Raw genomic sequence first — 12,759 nt, 5'->3', positions numbered from 1 at the left:
CATCGTAAGCTGGGATTGTCATCTCAGCCTACCCAGTTTTTTCCGATTGCGGGGCCTTGCCGGCATTCCAGCGAGGCTTGGAAAAGGCCTTGAGTTCATTGACGATCAGCGCGCCAACAATCAAGGCCAGCGCCAGCCACTCTTTTTTCCCAAACGGTTCGTCGCGAACCAGGACACCCAACAGTACGCCAACCACCGGCACGATAAAGTTGGAAATGGAAGTGAAGACCGGGCCGCTACGCTGGATCAATAGTCCGTACATGTAGTACGCAATGCCTGAACTGACCACGCCCAACACCAGTATTGGCATCAGCGTGTGCCAATTCCAGGTGAGCAGCCAGGGCTTGTCCTCAAGACAGGCTGCTATGACCAATGGAACGGATGCCAGCGACAGCACGTTCCGCGCGGAACGTATGGGTGTTCCCTGGGGAAGTTTTTCAAACAGGGTCAGGCTCATCCCGAAGCTGACCACACCGGCAAAAATGGCCAGCTGGTAGATCAGGCTCTGCAGGCTGATGCCGCCGGCATCGGGGCGAACCAGCACGATGATGCCGACGAATCCCAGTGCCACGCTTGCACCGGAAGCAGCGCTGAAGCGGCTTTTCTGGCTGCCTAACAGCACGGACAGGATCAGCGTGACGATCGGCACGCTGCCGACGATCACCGCCGTGACGCTGCTGGCTACATGCTGCTGTCCCCATGCGATCAGGAACAGCGGCAGCACGGCTTCGAACAGCGCTACCGCGATCAACAGCAGCCAGGTTGTCGCTGGACGCTGGGCTGACGACTTCGCTTTTTCAGGCACTAGCCAAGCGATAACCGTAAGCGTCAGTGCGCCGATCAGGACGCGGCTGGCAGCAATCGTGACGGGCGAAAAATAGTTGATCGCCTGGGCATTGAAGAGAAACTGCCCACCCCAGATGATGCCCACCCCAAACAGGAGTAGATAGGCGGCAAAGTCGGGTGAGGTTTTGGCGGCTGGCATGTGCGGATCCCTGCAATTGCAACCTGCATTGGACGATGAAGGCAGGCCTGGATCTATCGGACCTGTCTCATATTTAAGCCCTCATGGGCCAAAGGTCGGCTTACTCCCGCCCCGCGCAATCGTTACCATGTTCCGATTCCCATCGGACAGGCCACCTTGCCATGCGAAACCGCGGTGCTAAAGCTGCCAAGCGGCCCATCCGTGCCCTAGCCCTGGCGCTTTCGCTCACTCTTGCGGCCGCCGCGCATGCGGACAATGAAACAGCCCGCTGGCATAGCGAGGCGCAGGCCGTCACCATTACCCGCGATGACTGGGGCATCGCCCACGTGCATGGCAAGACCGATGCCGATGCGGTGTTCGGGATGGCCTATGCGCAGGCCGAAGACGATTTCAATCGCGTCGAAACCAATTACCTCAATTCGCTGGGCCGCCTGGCTGAAGCCGAAGGCGAATCGGCCATCTGGAGCGATTTGCGCCAGCGGCTGTTCATCGATTCGGCGCAACTGCAAAGCCAATACACGCACAGTCCCGCCTGGCTGAAGGCGTTGATGAACGCCTGGGCCGACGGTTTGAACGATTACCTGGCCACGCATCGCGACGTGCATCCGCGCGCCATCAAGCACTTCGAGCCGTGGATGGCGTTGAGCTTCAGCGAAGGTAGCATCGGCGGCGATATCGAGCGCGTGTCGCTCAAGCAGTTGCAAGCTTTTTACGGCCACGCTGGCGCAGCGGTGGCCGTCGCCGAAACGCCATCGAGCTGGGTGGAGCCTTCCGGCTCCAACGGCATCGCCATCGCGCCCAAGCTGACCACCAACGGTCATGCCCTGTTGCTGATCAATCCGCATACCTCGTTCTACTTCCGCTCCGAGCTGCAAATGGAGAGCGATGCGGGCCTCGATGCCTATGGGGCAGTGACCTGGGGCCAGTTCTTCATCTACCAGGGCTTCAACCCGCATATCGGCTGGATGCATACCTCCACCACGGCCGATGCCGTGGATGAGTTCGCCGAAACCATCGAGCACAAGGACGGCAAGCTGTTCTACCGCTATGGCAGCGAACTGCGCCCGGTGTCCACGCGCAAGATCAGCGTGCCTTATCGTCGCGGTGACGGCTCGATGGCGGAGCGCACGTTCACTGTCTACGCCACCCATCATGGTCCCATCGTGCGCGAGCAGGATGGCAAGTGGATCGCCATCGCCCTGATGAACAAGCCGCTGCAGGCCCTTGAGCAAAGCTGGCTGCGTACCAAGGCCAGCGATTACGCCAGCTACATGAAAGTGGCCGACCTGAAGGCCAACTCGTCGAACAACACCATCTTCGCGGACGACAAGGGCGAGATCGCCTACCTGCATCCGCAATTCATCCCCAAGCGCGACAATCGTTTCGATTACACCAAGCCGGTGGACGGCAGCGACCCGGCTACCGACTGGCAAGGCCTGCACGCGCTGAACGAACTGCCGCATCTCATCAATCCGCCCAACGGCTGGATCATGAACACCAACGACTGGCCGTATTCCGCCGCCGGTCCGTACAGCCCCAAACGCGAAGACTATCCACGTTATATGGATACCGTCGGCGAAAATCCGCGCGGCGTGCATGCGACCATGCTGCTGACCGGCAAGCAGGGTTTCAGCATGGAATCGCTGCTCACCCTCGCGTTCGATTCCTATTTGCCGGAGTTTGCGCGCCAGATTCCCATTCTCGTGCACGATTACGACGCGCTGCCGGCCAGCGACCCGCTCAAGCGCAAACTCGCCGGCCAGATCGCCATGCTGCGTAACTGGGACTACCGTTGGGGCATCGCCTCCATGCCCACCACGCTGGCGGTGTTCTGGGGCGATATTCTGTGGGACAAGATGGACAAGGCCGATAACGCCGAAGGCTTGTCCGTGTATGACCGCATGGCGGAAAAAGCCGGCGCGCAAGCGCGCTTGCAAGCACTTGCCGAGGCTTCCGATCGTCTGGTGAAAGACTTCGGCAGCTGGGGCATCCCCTGGGGCGAGGTGAACCGCTTCCAGCGCATCAACGACGATATCGCCCCGCATTTCGACGACAGCAAACCCAGCATCCCGGTGCCGTTCACCTCATCGCGTTGGGGTTCGCTCGCTTCCTTTGGCGCCCATCGCTGGCCGGGCACCAAGCGCTACTACGGCACCAGCGGCAACAGCTTCGTGGCGGTGGTGGAATTCGGCGACAAGGTGCACGCGCGTGCGGTGACCGCTGGTGGTGAAAGCGGTCATCCCGATTCTGCGCATTTCAATGACGAAGCGGAGCGCTATACCACCGGCAATCTAAGGCAGGTGTATTTCTGGCCAGAAGAATTGCAGGGACATGTGCAGAAGGTGTATCACCCGCAATGAATTGCGGCGTGTGCTTGCAGGCGGAATCGTTAGTGGTAGCTCATGTTGACGATCACGTACCCTCGGCGCGAATGATTTTGGCATCGTCACGAACCATCTACGCATTGGGCTAACGCCAGCCCTTGGATAAATGCGCGATGCCCATATAGGTTGAAGTACCGCTTAAATGGATACGCGACCATGACGCAGTCTGACCTGTTGTCCGCCCGCCCCGTCATCCAGCCTGGGCCGGATCACCCCATCACCATCACGGGCAACCCCAAGCGCATCGTGGTGAAGGCAGGCGGCCATACCATTGCCGACACGCGCCGGGCGCTGACCTTGCAGGAGGCGAGCTATCCGGCCGTGTATTACATCCCGCGCGCCGATGCCGACATGGGCCAGCTGGAACGCAGCGACCACGTCACCTATTGCCCGTACAAAGGCAACTGCTCCTACTACAGCATTCCGGCGGGCGGTGAGCGGGCGAGCAATGCCGTATGGTCGTACGAAAACCCGCATGACGCGGTGGCGGCGATCAAGGATTACCTGGCCTTTTATCCGGATCGGGTCGACACCATCGAGCTGGCCGATTGATCGATGTGGACGGCTTCATTGCTTGCGAGAGAAACCATCGCCAATCCCCAGGCACAAGCGCAACGAAGCGAGCGCCCGATCGATCCTGGACCCGGATGGCCAATGCGTGTCTTGTTTGGCGGGAACCGGGCGCAAAATATCATCAGGCCGCCAAGCGAGGCGGGACGGGATGACGTGACCACGCAGCGACAACCAGTCGCCGCAGATTGCAGCCATCGGCGACTGCCTGACATCTGCATCGGCGGAAGGCGATGTATCGACGGTGTCGCCATGCAAGGCCGTCGCCTGCATCGATTGGCGTTCGCAGAACCGGGTGTACCAGGACGAAAGCCGCGGACGTGATGCCTGAAACGCATAGACATCGCGGAACTCGATCCAGCTGAGGGTGGTGGCCAGCGCAATGCTGCCGATATCGAGCGATGGCTCTTCTTCCAGATGCTGTTCGAGGAAGTCGCAGGCAGCGACGATCTTTTGCAATTGCCCCTCGCGCAACGGCGCCCAGCGCACGGCTTCCGGCCGCCGTTCGGTTTCCCAGCGCACGGCTATGCCCGCGTCGGCCATGCCCGTGGCAATCGCTTGATTGCGTAGCGCGAGATAGCGATGCGCGGGCTCCACGGGAATGAGCTTGCGTCCGGTGTGCAAGCCGTCCAGGTATTCGCAGATCACGTTCGAATCGAACACCGCGGCGCCATCGTCGCAAATCAGGACGGGCACCTTGCCCAAGGGATTGAGGGCGAATATTTCATCGTTGCGCAGCAGCGGACTGGTTTCGTGGTGGATCACTTCCAGTCGGTCGGCCAGGCCGATTTCATGCGCGGCGACGAGCGCCTTGCGCGCATAAGGGGAATGCGTCTGATACAGCAGTTTCATGAGTATTTGCCCTGAGGAAATCGGGGGACGGAAATTACGCCGCAAGCAGGCGTGCGCGCAGAGCAGGGGAGATATTTCCGCCGGTGAGGACGGTGGCGACGCGCAGCCCGGCATAGCGCTCCGGTTCGGCGAGCATCGCGGCCAGGCCCGCTGCGGCTGCGGGTTCGACCACCACGCGAAGCGTTCGATGGATCAAGCGCATGGCCTCGAACAGGCTGTCTTCCGAAACCGCCACGACGTCATCGCAACAAGCGCGCAGTCGGCCCAGCGTGGAGGGAATCGGCACACGGACAGCGATGCCATCGGCGATGGTGTCGGCATGCTCGGTAGCCACCGCTCGTCCGGCTTCCAGCGACAGTTTCATGGCTGGGGCGTTCGCCGCAACCACGGCGATGATGCAAGCCTGCGGAGCGAGTGCGCGCACTACCTCACCGACCCCGTCCAGCAGCGCACCATTGCCAAGTGGAACGACCAATACATCGAACGGCGTTGCTTCGATCAGTTCCAGCGCGATTGTGCCGGCTCCTTCTGCAATGGCCGCTTCGGCGCCGTCTTCCACCCAGCGCTGCCCGGTTTGCTCAGCATGATCGCGCGCAGCCGCCTTGGCTGCGTCGAAGTCTGCGCCGACAAGACGCACGTTCGCACCCAGCCTGCGCATGGCTTCCACCTTGACCGGGTTGGCTTGGCTCGCGGCGAAAACAGTGCAGGCATGTCCACGCCGGTTCGTTGCATACGCCAGCCCCTGCCCGAAATTGCCGGCCGAAGCGCAGACCACTGACTCGCGCGCTTGTAACGCCGTGGAGCAGAACAGATCCGCACCACGGCCTTTGAAGCAGCCGATCGGATTGGCCAGCTCGGCCTTGGCCAATACGCTACAACCGATGGCTGCATCCAGCGCGGCATCGGTGAGTACGGGCGAGCCCAGAAAGGCCGGGTCGATGCGCTGACGGGCATCGATCATCTTGCTTATATCGAAATCGAGAGTCATACGCTCCACGTGTCCTCAAGTATTGACGGCGGCGACTTATGCTAGGGTTTGTCCGCGCGGCCAGCCCGCGACCGTCGGCAGCCAGACGGGTTTTTTCCCCGCAAATCCCCTCGACCGAGCGCATATGCCCCTTGAACTGGACAAGCTTGACCGGCGCATCCTTGCCGTGCTTCAAAAAGACGTGCGCCGGCCGGCCGAATTGATTGGCGCCGAGGTCGGACTCTCCGCGTCGGCGATCCAGCGCCGCATTGCGCGTCTGCGCGAGGATGGCGTCATCACAGCCGAAGTGGCCGTCGTCGATCCCAAGAGCGTCGGCCGGCCGCTGACGATGATTGTCGAAGTGGAGGTGGAGCGCGAACGCCCCGAGCTGTTGGCCAGCCTCAAGCAATGGGTCACCGTCGAGCCGATGATCCAGGAGGCGTGGTACGTCACTGGCGCGGGCGATTACGTGCTGATCGTCCTGGCGCGCGATGTCGAGCAATTCGAAGCATTGATGCAACGCATGGTGGTCGAAAACGCCAACGTCCGGCGCTATCACACACGCGTGGCATTGGGCACGATCAAAAGGGGCACGCTGGTGCCGGTCGAATAAGCCCGGCGCAACGTGTCGAATCCTGCGGTTGCCGTTCGTCATCCAGAGCAGAGGGCCTTCCTCTGAAGCCGAGAGCCAACCATGTCCAGCCAGACCATTCGACTGCATCGCATACTGCGTTCCACCCCGGAGCGCGTTTACCGCGCCTTCCTCGACGCCGAAGCCATGGCCAAGTGGCTGCCGCCGAACGGATTCACCGGCCGCGTCTACAAGCTGGAGCCGAAGGTGGGTGGGCAATACAAGATGGCGTTCACCAACTTCACCACCGGCCATGGTCATTCATTCGGTGGCGAGTACCTGGAGCTGGTGCCGAACGAGCGACTGCGCTACACGGGCGTGTTCGACGACCCGAACCTGCCGGGTACGATGCAGACGACGGTATCGCTGCGCGCCGTGTTTTGCGGCACGGAGCTGACCGTGGTGCAGGAAGGCATTCCCGAGGCCATTCCCGCCGAAGCTTGCTACCTGGGCTGGCAGGAGTCGCTTGTGTTGCTGGCGAAGCTCGTCGAGGCGCAGATCCAGTAGGCTGGGATGACAATCCCAGCATTGAGATGTCGGGGCGGAAGCTGGGATTGTCATCCCAGCCTACGCGGTCATTCCCAGGTTGGCGGGAATGACCGCCGCATGCTGGCGAATCAGTGACCGATGAACTTTTGTCCCTGCTTCAACACGATGTCGCAAGCCTTGGTCGTGATCTTGGACTTCAGGTCGCTGTTGCCGCCGCCGACGTTGGACAGATCGGTGCTCTTGCCGTTACTGCTTTTCAGGATGCCGCCCAGGCCGCTCTGGTAGTCGGCATTGCCGGAGCCGCCATCGGTCTTGCCTAGCAGTTTGCCGGCGAGGCCCGAAGCGCCGCTGTCGCCGCCCAGATAATTGTTCTTGACGCAGTACTGCAGCAGGCCGGCCACGTTGCCGATGCTGCCTGAACTCATCGAGCCGTTGCTGCCGCCAAGCATGCCGCCGAGCTTTCCACCGAGATTGCCCAGGTCTTGGGCTGATGCGGCGCCACCAGCCAGGCCTAAGGCAAGGGCTGCCACAGCGGCCGTGACCAGGGTTGCGATACCGTTCTTTGGGGTCTTCATGAGTGTCCTTCCTTCTTGAGGTTGCACAATCGATGTCAATATTTTTGATGGGTGAATTGCTCGGCTCCTTAAGGCCTGGAACAGAACAGATACCCGCTGATCCCTGTGACGCCTTCACGGCGGCGCGATCTTGGCACCCCTGCAGACAAACGGCAACTGCTCGTTCACGAGTGTGAAAAAGCTTGGGCTGGTGCCGACAGGCACACTCCCTGGCGCTTGCTACGCGAGTGAGCGAGCAGGTTGCGTAGTGTGACGTACGGCTTGCTTTCACACGCAGGTCGCGTATCGGAACCACGCAAGCATCACACAAGCGATGGCATGTTGCCTGTTCGCACAGTCGCTTCGATTCAATGCGACAGGACTTGGCAAGAGCAGTGCAAGAGGTAAAGGCATGAGCAGAAAACAGCGCAACCCGGAGCAGGGTGCCATGACCGTGCGCGAGGCTGGCCGCAAGGGCGGTGAGGCTCGCAAAGAACAATTGGGGCCGGAGGGTTATTCGGCGCTCGGCAAGAAAGGTGGTGCCGCGCGCAAGGAAGAACTCGGTTCGGAAGGCTATTCCGCGCTCGGCAAACAGGGAGGGGAAGCCCGCAGGCAGGAACTGGGGCGCGAAGGCTACGCGGAGCTTGGCAAGAAAGGCGGCCTGCGTAGTCGCGGTTCCGCCGAGCGCGGCAAAAACCCGCACCAACCGCATCGGTAAACCATCCGACGACATCCATGCGTGCAGTGCGCACGCAACATGAATCGTTTATGGATGGGATTGTTGACAGCGTCTGCACGTTTTTTCGATAAGCGGTATCGGAAGCTTCGTTCAGGTAATGCGAGGTTGTCCGAAATGCCGCATACGCGATCGGCGTGGGAGTCTCCGCTGGCCAGGCCACCAAGCCTTCCACCGCCGACGGGATCGTTGAAAGAACTGCGAGAGCAGGCTTTGCGCTGTCGTGACTGCCCGCTGTGGAAGCATGCGACGCAAACGGTGTTCGGCCAAGGCCCTGCACCCACGACCATGATGCTGGTCGGCGAGCAGCCCGGCTTGCAGGAGGACGCTGCGGGCGAACCCTTCGTCGGGCCGGCGGGTGTGCTGCTGGATCGCGCGTTGAAGGAAAGCGGCCTCAATCGTCACGACGTGTATCTCACCAACGTCGTCAAGCACTTCAAATTCGAGTCGCGTAGCAAGCGTCGCTTGCACAAACGCGCCAACGCTGCGGAACAGGCCATCTGCCGCGAGTGGCTGGCGGCGGAGCTGCGCGAGGTGCGCCCGCAGCGCATCTTGGCGCTGGGGGCGATGGCGGCACAGGCGTTTTTCGGTACGACGTTCCAGCTCACCATGAGCCACGGCCGCTGGTTCAAGCTGCCCGGCGGCATGGATGCGATGGCGACCTGGCATCCATCCTCCGTGCTGCGATCGATCAACCGCGACACGCACGATCACCGGTATCAGCAATTGGTGGATGACTTGCGTGCCTTTGTGGCGGGCCCGGAGCACACGCATGCGGTGTTCATGGTTGGGAGGAGGGCCGGTTGACGGCAACACAAGCCGATGGCCGCCATGCCCGTCTTGGCGGGCAAGGCGGCTCGCGATGATTCACGCCGCCTGCAACAACATTTGCGCCTTCGCCAGCAACTCTCCCATGTCGAACGGTTTGATCAGCACCTCGATCGTCCCGTCGCGCTCGTTGGCATCCAGCCACTCCGAATCGGCGTAACCGGTCATCAAGATCACGCGCAGCTTGGGAAAATGCTTACGCGCCTGGCAACACAGCTGGCTGCCGTCCACGGTCGGCAGGTCCAGGTCCGTCAGCAGCAGATCCCACGATGCAGCGGTGGCAAGCACCTTCAGCGCTTCACCGCCGCAAGCGGCCTCGGCCACCTCGCAGCCCAGCTGCCTGAGCCGTGTCGCCACCGAGTGCCGGATGGTTTCGTTGTCTTCCGCTACCAGGATGCGGAAGCCGTGCAGTTTTGGCGCAGGCGTGTGGCTCTTCGGCGCGGCAGCTTCCAGATTCGCATTGTCGCAAGGCAGGTAGAGCAGCACCGAGGTACCGGCACCTGGCATGCTGCGGATGTCCACGGCGCCGCCGTATTGCGTGACGAAGCCATACACCATCGACAGCCCCAGGCCGGTACCGCGTCCTTCCGGCTTGGTGGTGAAGAACGGCTCGAAGACGCGGCTGCGCGTTTCCTCGCTCATGCCCGGGCCATCGTCGGTCACGGTGATTTCCACATAGGCGCCCTGCGCGAGGTCCAGTGGTACCTGCACGCTGCTGTCCTCCGGACTGCAGACGCGGCAGCTGATGCCCAGATGGCCATGCCCGGCCATGGCGTCCCGCGCATTGACCGCGAGATTCACCAGCGCGCTTTCCAGCTGCCCGCTGTCACACGCAAGCTGAGGCAGGTCATCGGCGAACGACACGTCCAGCAGGATGTCGTCGCCCAAGGTGCGGCCCAGCAGTTCGCGCATCGAGGCGAGCACCTTGGCGATACTGGTTCGCTGGCTCGACGACGTCTGCCTGCGTGCCAGCGAAAGCAGCCGTTGCGTCAAGCGTCCTGCACGCAAGGCGGCATCCAGCGAAACCATCACGTGCCGCTTGGCCTGGATGGTGTGGCGGCGATCCAGGCACAGCGCCGCCAGCTCCAGCGAGCTGATGATGCCTTGCAGTGCATTGTTGAAATCGTGAGCGATGCCGCCGGTAAGATGGCCGATGGCCTCGATCTTCTGCGCGTGCACGATCTGCTCGCGCGCCTCGCGCAGACGGCGCTCCGCCGTTTGTTGCCGGGTTCGGTCATGGATAATCAGGGCGAATCCAAGCAGGCCGTCATCGCTGTCGTGCACGGCTTCAAGCACGACTTCGCCCGGAAAGCTTTCATCGCCGCGCGTCAGCTCGCACTCCATGCATGCCCGGCCGTCATCGCGTGCCATGCCGAGCAATTGCGAGGGAAGAGCGTTTGCGCGCTGGGCATCGTTGAAGAGGGTGGAAAAGGAGTGGCCGATGATCGCTTGCGGCGAATAGCCGGTAAGGTGCTGAACGCCGACGTTCCAGTCCAGTACCGTACCCCACTCGTCGAGCATGCAGATGGCGGCCTCGGTGACCTCTTGAGCGAACAGACGGAAGCGCCGCTCGCATTCGCGCAAACGGTCTTGCAGGCGCTTATGCGTATGAATATCGCGCATGACCATGGCAAAGCCGTGCGGTTGTCTGTTCTTGTCTTTCAGCGCGTGCATGGATACCTCCACCCGAATGCGGTGGCCGTGCCGTTGCTGCAACCATGTCTCCAGGCGAGCGGACTGGTCGGCGTCTTTCGCATTCAGGGCGGCCTGCAGCAGCGCGTTCTCCTCGGAGTTTGAGTACGCGCTGGCGTAGTGCTTGCCGATCAGATCCTGAGTGCGAAAAGTGCCGAACTGCGTCTCCCCGGCGTCCATTGCCACGATATAACCGCACCGGTCGAGAATGAACACGGCATGGTCGGCAGGCAATGCTGGGGATGGGCTGTCATGGTGTAAAGCTAACGGCATGGCATGGTTCGATAAAGCACTTTAAGCCGGGCGGCCAGTGCAATGTCTTTGGACCAGTTAAGCATCCATCGAACACTGCGTTTTTACTCATGCACTTGCACCGCGAAAACGGACGGCACGCCTAACCTGGGCATGATCGCTGCATGGATTCCATGCCAGTGATTCCATGCAAACCGCAACTGGCGCAACCGGGATGGCCACCTCGCCGAAGGCTCGATAACCCGCCCGGCGTCCCCTGTGTCTTATCGACGCCAGCCGCCTCATCCGCTACGCGTGGTCAAGATGCGGGCATTGACGTAATAACGACGTGAAAATCTCGGCAAAAATGGCCGTATAGCTGACAAATTTTGATTTTTCTTTCACGAATCCGACCTGAAAACGTTCTCTTTCAGATCGATGACAGACGTGGATAAGTTTGTTCGCTTGGCATGCGCAATGCTTTTGCCTACCGCTGGGCATCCTGCTTCAACCCGGGTGCACGGTCGATTTCACCAAGTGTTGCGTCGACGTGCGCCTGCCCGTGCGTCATGGGAGAGCCATCATGCAAGCATGCGAGATCATGACCCCTCGTCCGCGCTGTTGCGCGGTGGGCGATTCCCTGCGAGGCGTCGCCAGAATCATGCGGGAAGCCAATGTCGGCCAGCCGCCGGTGGTGGATGAAACGAAATGCGTCCCGCCATGAGTGCATGGATCGAAAAGATGCCCGTTTTTCCCTTGTGGGTACATCCGCAACCCGCACCGGCGCCGGACCCGGTCAAACCGCCGAGCCCCTCGCCGCCGATACCGCAGCCTGAACCACCGATTCCGCAACCTGGCCATCCGCCGCTGATCGATCCGAATCCCGATCCGGCACCGATCGACGATCCGCGGCCGCCGCCAAGCTGGCGGCCGGTGGCGAGAAGCGCATGGCGTAGATTCGACTTGCCTGCTTGCGCTACATCGGCGGCAGTGGCGGCGCTGGCGAGGTGCCGGCACGCGGATCCAGCTCTTCGGCCATTTTCAGATGCAGGTCGAGCGTAGGTAAGGTCGCTTCCGCCAAATCACGGATCTCGGCATTCGTGCTTCGTGCGGCCGAGGCAAACAAAACAATCGCCTTCAGATGGTCTTCCAGGATCACCGCGTCGTAAGCCTGGTCGAACGCGCTGCCGCGTAGCGCGCGCAAATGCTTGGCCTTGCGCTGCGCCTCTGGCCCCGGTTCGGCCGATACGTTCACGCGGTAGCGCCAAGCCAGGCTCGCCAGCCGGCGGTTCACCTGGGTGCAATCGTCCACGATGCGCTTGGCCATGTATTGCACCAGCGCGGTGGCCGAAGTCTTCAAGGCCAGCTGGCTCAGCGTGACTTCCGTCGCCGATACGGTCACCGCCAGGCGCAGGAAGCGCCGGTCATCCTTGCTGATGTTGCCGTGGATGCGTACGGGATGGCGGGCGCTGTCCTTGAGCTGGTAGTAGATCACCAGCGCGGCAAGGGCAAGAATGCCGAGCAGGAACGAGGTCTGCGTCAAGTCCATGCTTCTTCGGTGGTGCCGGAGGCATCTTCGCGTGCGTTGCCGCGGCGGCCGAGTTCGGCCATGTGCTTGCGGTTGCGGCTGATCTGACTGCCGCCTTTCTGGCCGGCCTTGCGCGCCTCCTCGGGTGTGAAGCGATGGGCACGCCCTCTTGCATGGGCGATACGGCCACCGAGACTGGCTACTTCGCGGCGCCGGCGTTCATCCATGGCAGCAAAACCCCGGGGAGTAACCTTGGTTTCGTCGTGATCGGACATAGAGGCACTCATTGCGCGAATGACGGGGGTGTTGAGT

Annotated in this window: 14 protein-coding genes; 7 read left to right on the top strand and 7 right to left on the bottom strand. The window is 61.6% G+C overall.

Annotated elements, in window-relative coordinates; genetic code table 11:
- Positions 1–28 precede the first annotated feature (28 nt).
- Positions 29–985 carry a DMT family transporter gene (locus tag QQJ96_RS05355; RefSeq protein WP_284330933.1) on the bottom strand — a complete coding sequence of 319 codons (957 nt, stop codon included), beginning with the start codon at positions 983–985 and terminating at the stop codon, positions 29–31.
- Positions 986–1,146: 161 nt separating this feature from the next.
- On the opposite strand from QQJ96_RS05355, the gene QQJ96_RS05350 reads away from it, so the two are divergent.
- Both QQJ96_RS05350 and QQJ96_RS05345 read left to right on the top strand, forming a co-directional pair.
- Entirely contained in the window at positions 1,147–3,345 is a 2,199-nt protein-coding gene (locus QQJ96_RS05350; protein WP_284330932.1) for a penicillin acylase family protein, read from the top strand.
- Positions 3,346–3,525: 180 nt separating this feature from the next.
- Positions 3,526–3,921: a DUF427 domain-containing protein gene (locus tag QQJ96_RS05345; protein WP_284330931.1), complete on the top strand. Its 396-nt coding sequence runs from the start codon at positions 3,526–3,528 to the stop codon at positions 3,919–3,921.
- Between the two features lie 15 nt (positions 3,922–3,936).
- Here the strand turns inward: QQJ96_RS05345 and QQJ96_RS05340 are convergent, their stop codons facing one another.
- On the bottom strand, positions 3,937–4,791 hold the full coding sequence (locus QQJ96_RS05340) for a glutathione S-transferase family protein (RefSeq protein WP_284330930.1): 855 nt from the start codon (positions 4,789–4,791) through the stop codon (positions 3,937–3,939).
- A gap of 34 nt (positions 4,792–4,825) precedes the next feature.
- Positions 4,826–5,779, bottom strand: a complete 954-nt coding sequence (locus QQJ96_RS05335; RefSeq protein ID WP_284330929.1) for a threonine ammonia-lyase — start codon at positions 5,777–5,779, stop codon at positions 4,826–4,828.
- Between the two features lie 124 nt (positions 5,780–5,903).
- On the opposite strand from QQJ96_RS05335, the gene QQJ96_RS05330 reads away from it, so the two are divergent.
- On the top strand, positions 5,904–6,371 hold the full coding sequence (locus QQJ96_RS05330) for an Lrp/AsnC family transcriptional regulator (RefSeq protein WP_284330928.1): 468 nt from the start codon (positions 5,904–5,906) through the stop codon (positions 6,369–6,371).
- An 81-nt stretch (positions 6,372–6,452) separates the two neighbouring features.
- A complete protein-coding gene (locus tag QQJ96_RS05325) occupies positions 6,453–6,896 on the top strand; it encodes an SRPBCC family protein (protein ID WP_284330927.1) in 444 nt (147 codons plus the stop codon).
- A gap of 110 nt (positions 6,897–7,006) precedes the next feature.
- Here QQJ96_RS05325 and QQJ96_RS05320 read toward each other — a convergent pair whose 3' ends face one another.
- Complete coding sequence (locus QQJ96_RS05320) at positions 7,007–7,453, bottom strand: DUF2501 domain-containing protein (protein WP_284330926.1); 447 nt, start codon at positions 7,451–7,453, stop codon at positions 7,007–7,009.
- Positions 7,454–7,844: 391 nt separating this feature from the next.
- On the opposite strand from QQJ96_RS05320, the gene QQJ96_RS05315 reads away from it, so the two are divergent.
- The gene (locus QQJ96_RS05315) at positions 7,845–8,150 is read left to right on the top strand and encodes a KGG domain-containing protein (protein ID WP_284330925.1); all 306 of its coding nucleotides are present in this window, start codon (positions 7,845–7,847) and stop codon (positions 8,148–8,150) included.
- A 135-nt stretch (positions 8,151–8,285) separates the two neighbouring features.
- Positions 8,286–8,975, top strand: coding sequence for a UdgX family uracil-DNA binding protein (locus QQJ96_RS05310; protein WP_284330924.1), 690 nt, complete (start codon positions 8,286–8,288; stop codon positions 8,973–8,975).
- 60 nt (positions 8,976–9,035) lie between these two features.
- On the opposite strand, the gene QQJ96_RS05305 is transcribed toward QQJ96_RS05310, so the two are convergent.
- Positions 9,036–10,961: a hybrid sensor histidine kinase/response regulator gene (locus QQJ96_RS05305; RefSeq protein ID WP_284330923.1), complete on the bottom strand. Its 1,926-nt coding sequence runs from the start codon at positions 10,959–10,961 to the stop codon at positions 9,036–9,038.
- 541 nt (positions 10,962–11,502) lie between these two features.
- On the opposite strand from QQJ96_RS05305, the gene QQJ96_RS23575 reads away from it, so the two are divergent.
- On the top strand, positions 11,503–11,643 hold the full coding sequence (locus QQJ96_RS23575; protein ID WP_425605329.1) for a CBS domain-containing protein: 141 nt from the start codon (positions 11,503–11,505) through the stop codon (positions 11,641–11,643).
- Between the two features lie 252 nt (positions 11,644–11,895).
- Here the strand turns inward: QQJ96_RS23575 and QQJ96_RS05300 are convergent, their stop codons facing one another.
- Entirely contained in the window at positions 11,896–12,468 is a 573-nt protein-coding gene (locus tag QQJ96_RS05300) for a DUF4142 domain-containing protein (RefSeq protein WP_284330922.1), read from the bottom strand.
- A complete protein-coding gene (locus tag QQJ96_RS05295) occupies positions 12,459–12,722 on the bottom strand; it encodes a stress-induced protein (protein ID WP_284330921.1) in 264 nt (87 codons plus the stop codon). The genes QQJ96_RS05300 and QQJ96_RS05295 overlap by 10 nt, the downstream gene beginning before the upstream one ends.
- Between the last annotated feature and the right edge of the window lie 37 nt (positions 12,723–12,759).

Origin of the sequence: Dyella flagellata (assembly GCF_030160275.1) — a bacterium.
Classification (GTDB): domain Bacteria; phylum Pseudomonadota; class Gammaproteobacteria; order Xanthomonadales; family Rhodanobacteraceae; genus Dyella_B; species Dyella_B flagellata.
This window is presented reverse-complemented; position numbering and strand designations above follow the sequence as displayed.

Excerpts from the sequence above, each read along its gene's own strand:
- QQJ96_RS05315 (WP_284330925.1), top strand. The coding sequence starts at position 7,845 with ATGAGCAGAAAACAGCGCAACCCGGAGCAGGGTGCCATGACCGTGCGC.
- QQJ96_RS05310 (WP_284330924.1), top strand. The coding sequence starts at position 8,286 with ATGCCGCATACGCGATCGGCGTGGGAGTCTCCGCTGGCCAGGCCACCA.
- QQJ96_RS05325 (WP_284330927.1), top strand. The coding sequence starts at position 6,453 with ATGTCCAGCCAGACCATTCGACTGCATCGCATACTGCGTTCCACCCCG.
- QQJ96_RS05350 (WP_284330932.1), top strand. The coding sequence starts at position 1,147 with ATGCGAAACCGCGGTGCTAAAGCTGCCAAGCGGCCCATCCGTGCCCTA.
- QQJ96_RS05345 (WP_284330931.1), top strand. The coding sequence starts at position 3,526 with ATGACGCAGTCTGACCTGTTGTCCGCCCGCCCCGTCATCCAGCCTGGG.
- QQJ96_RS05330 (WP_284330928.1), top strand. The coding sequence starts at position 5,904 with ATGCCCCTTGAACTGGACAAGCTTGACCGGCGCATCCTTGCCGTGCTT.
- QQJ96_RS05320 (WP_284330926.1), bottom strand. The coding sequence starts at position 7,453 with ATGAAGACCCCAAAGAACGGTATCGCAACCCTGGTCACGGCCGCTGTG.
- QQJ96_RS23575 (WP_425605329.1), top strand. The coding sequence starts at position 11,503 with ATGCAAGCATGCGAGATCATGACCCCTCGTCCGCGCTGTTGCGCGGTG.
- QQJ96_RS05340 (WP_284330930.1), bottom strand. The coding sequence starts at position 4,791 with ATGAAACTGCTGTATCAGACGCATTCCCCTTATGCGCGCAAGGCGCTC.
- QQJ96_RS05300 (WP_284330922.1), bottom strand. The coding sequence starts at position 12,468 with ATGGACTTGACGCAGACCTCGTTCCTGCTCGGCATTCTTGCCCTTGCC.
- QQJ96_RS05335 (WP_284330929.1), bottom strand. The coding sequence starts at position 5,779 with ATGACTCTCGATTTCGATATAAGCAAGATGATCGATGCCCGTCAGCGC.
- QQJ96_RS05355 (WP_284330933.1), bottom strand. The coding sequence starts at position 985 with ATGCCAGCCGCCAAAACCTCACCCGACTTTGCCGCCTATCTACTCCTG.
- QQJ96_RS05295 (WP_284330921.1), bottom strand. The coding sequence starts at position 12,722 with ATGTCCGATCACGACGAAACCAAGGTTACTCCCCGGGGTTTTGCTGCC.
- QQJ96_RS05305 (WP_284330923.1), bottom strand. The coding sequence starts at position 10,961 with ATGCCGTTAGCTTTACACCATGACAGCCCATCCCCAGCATTGCCTGCC.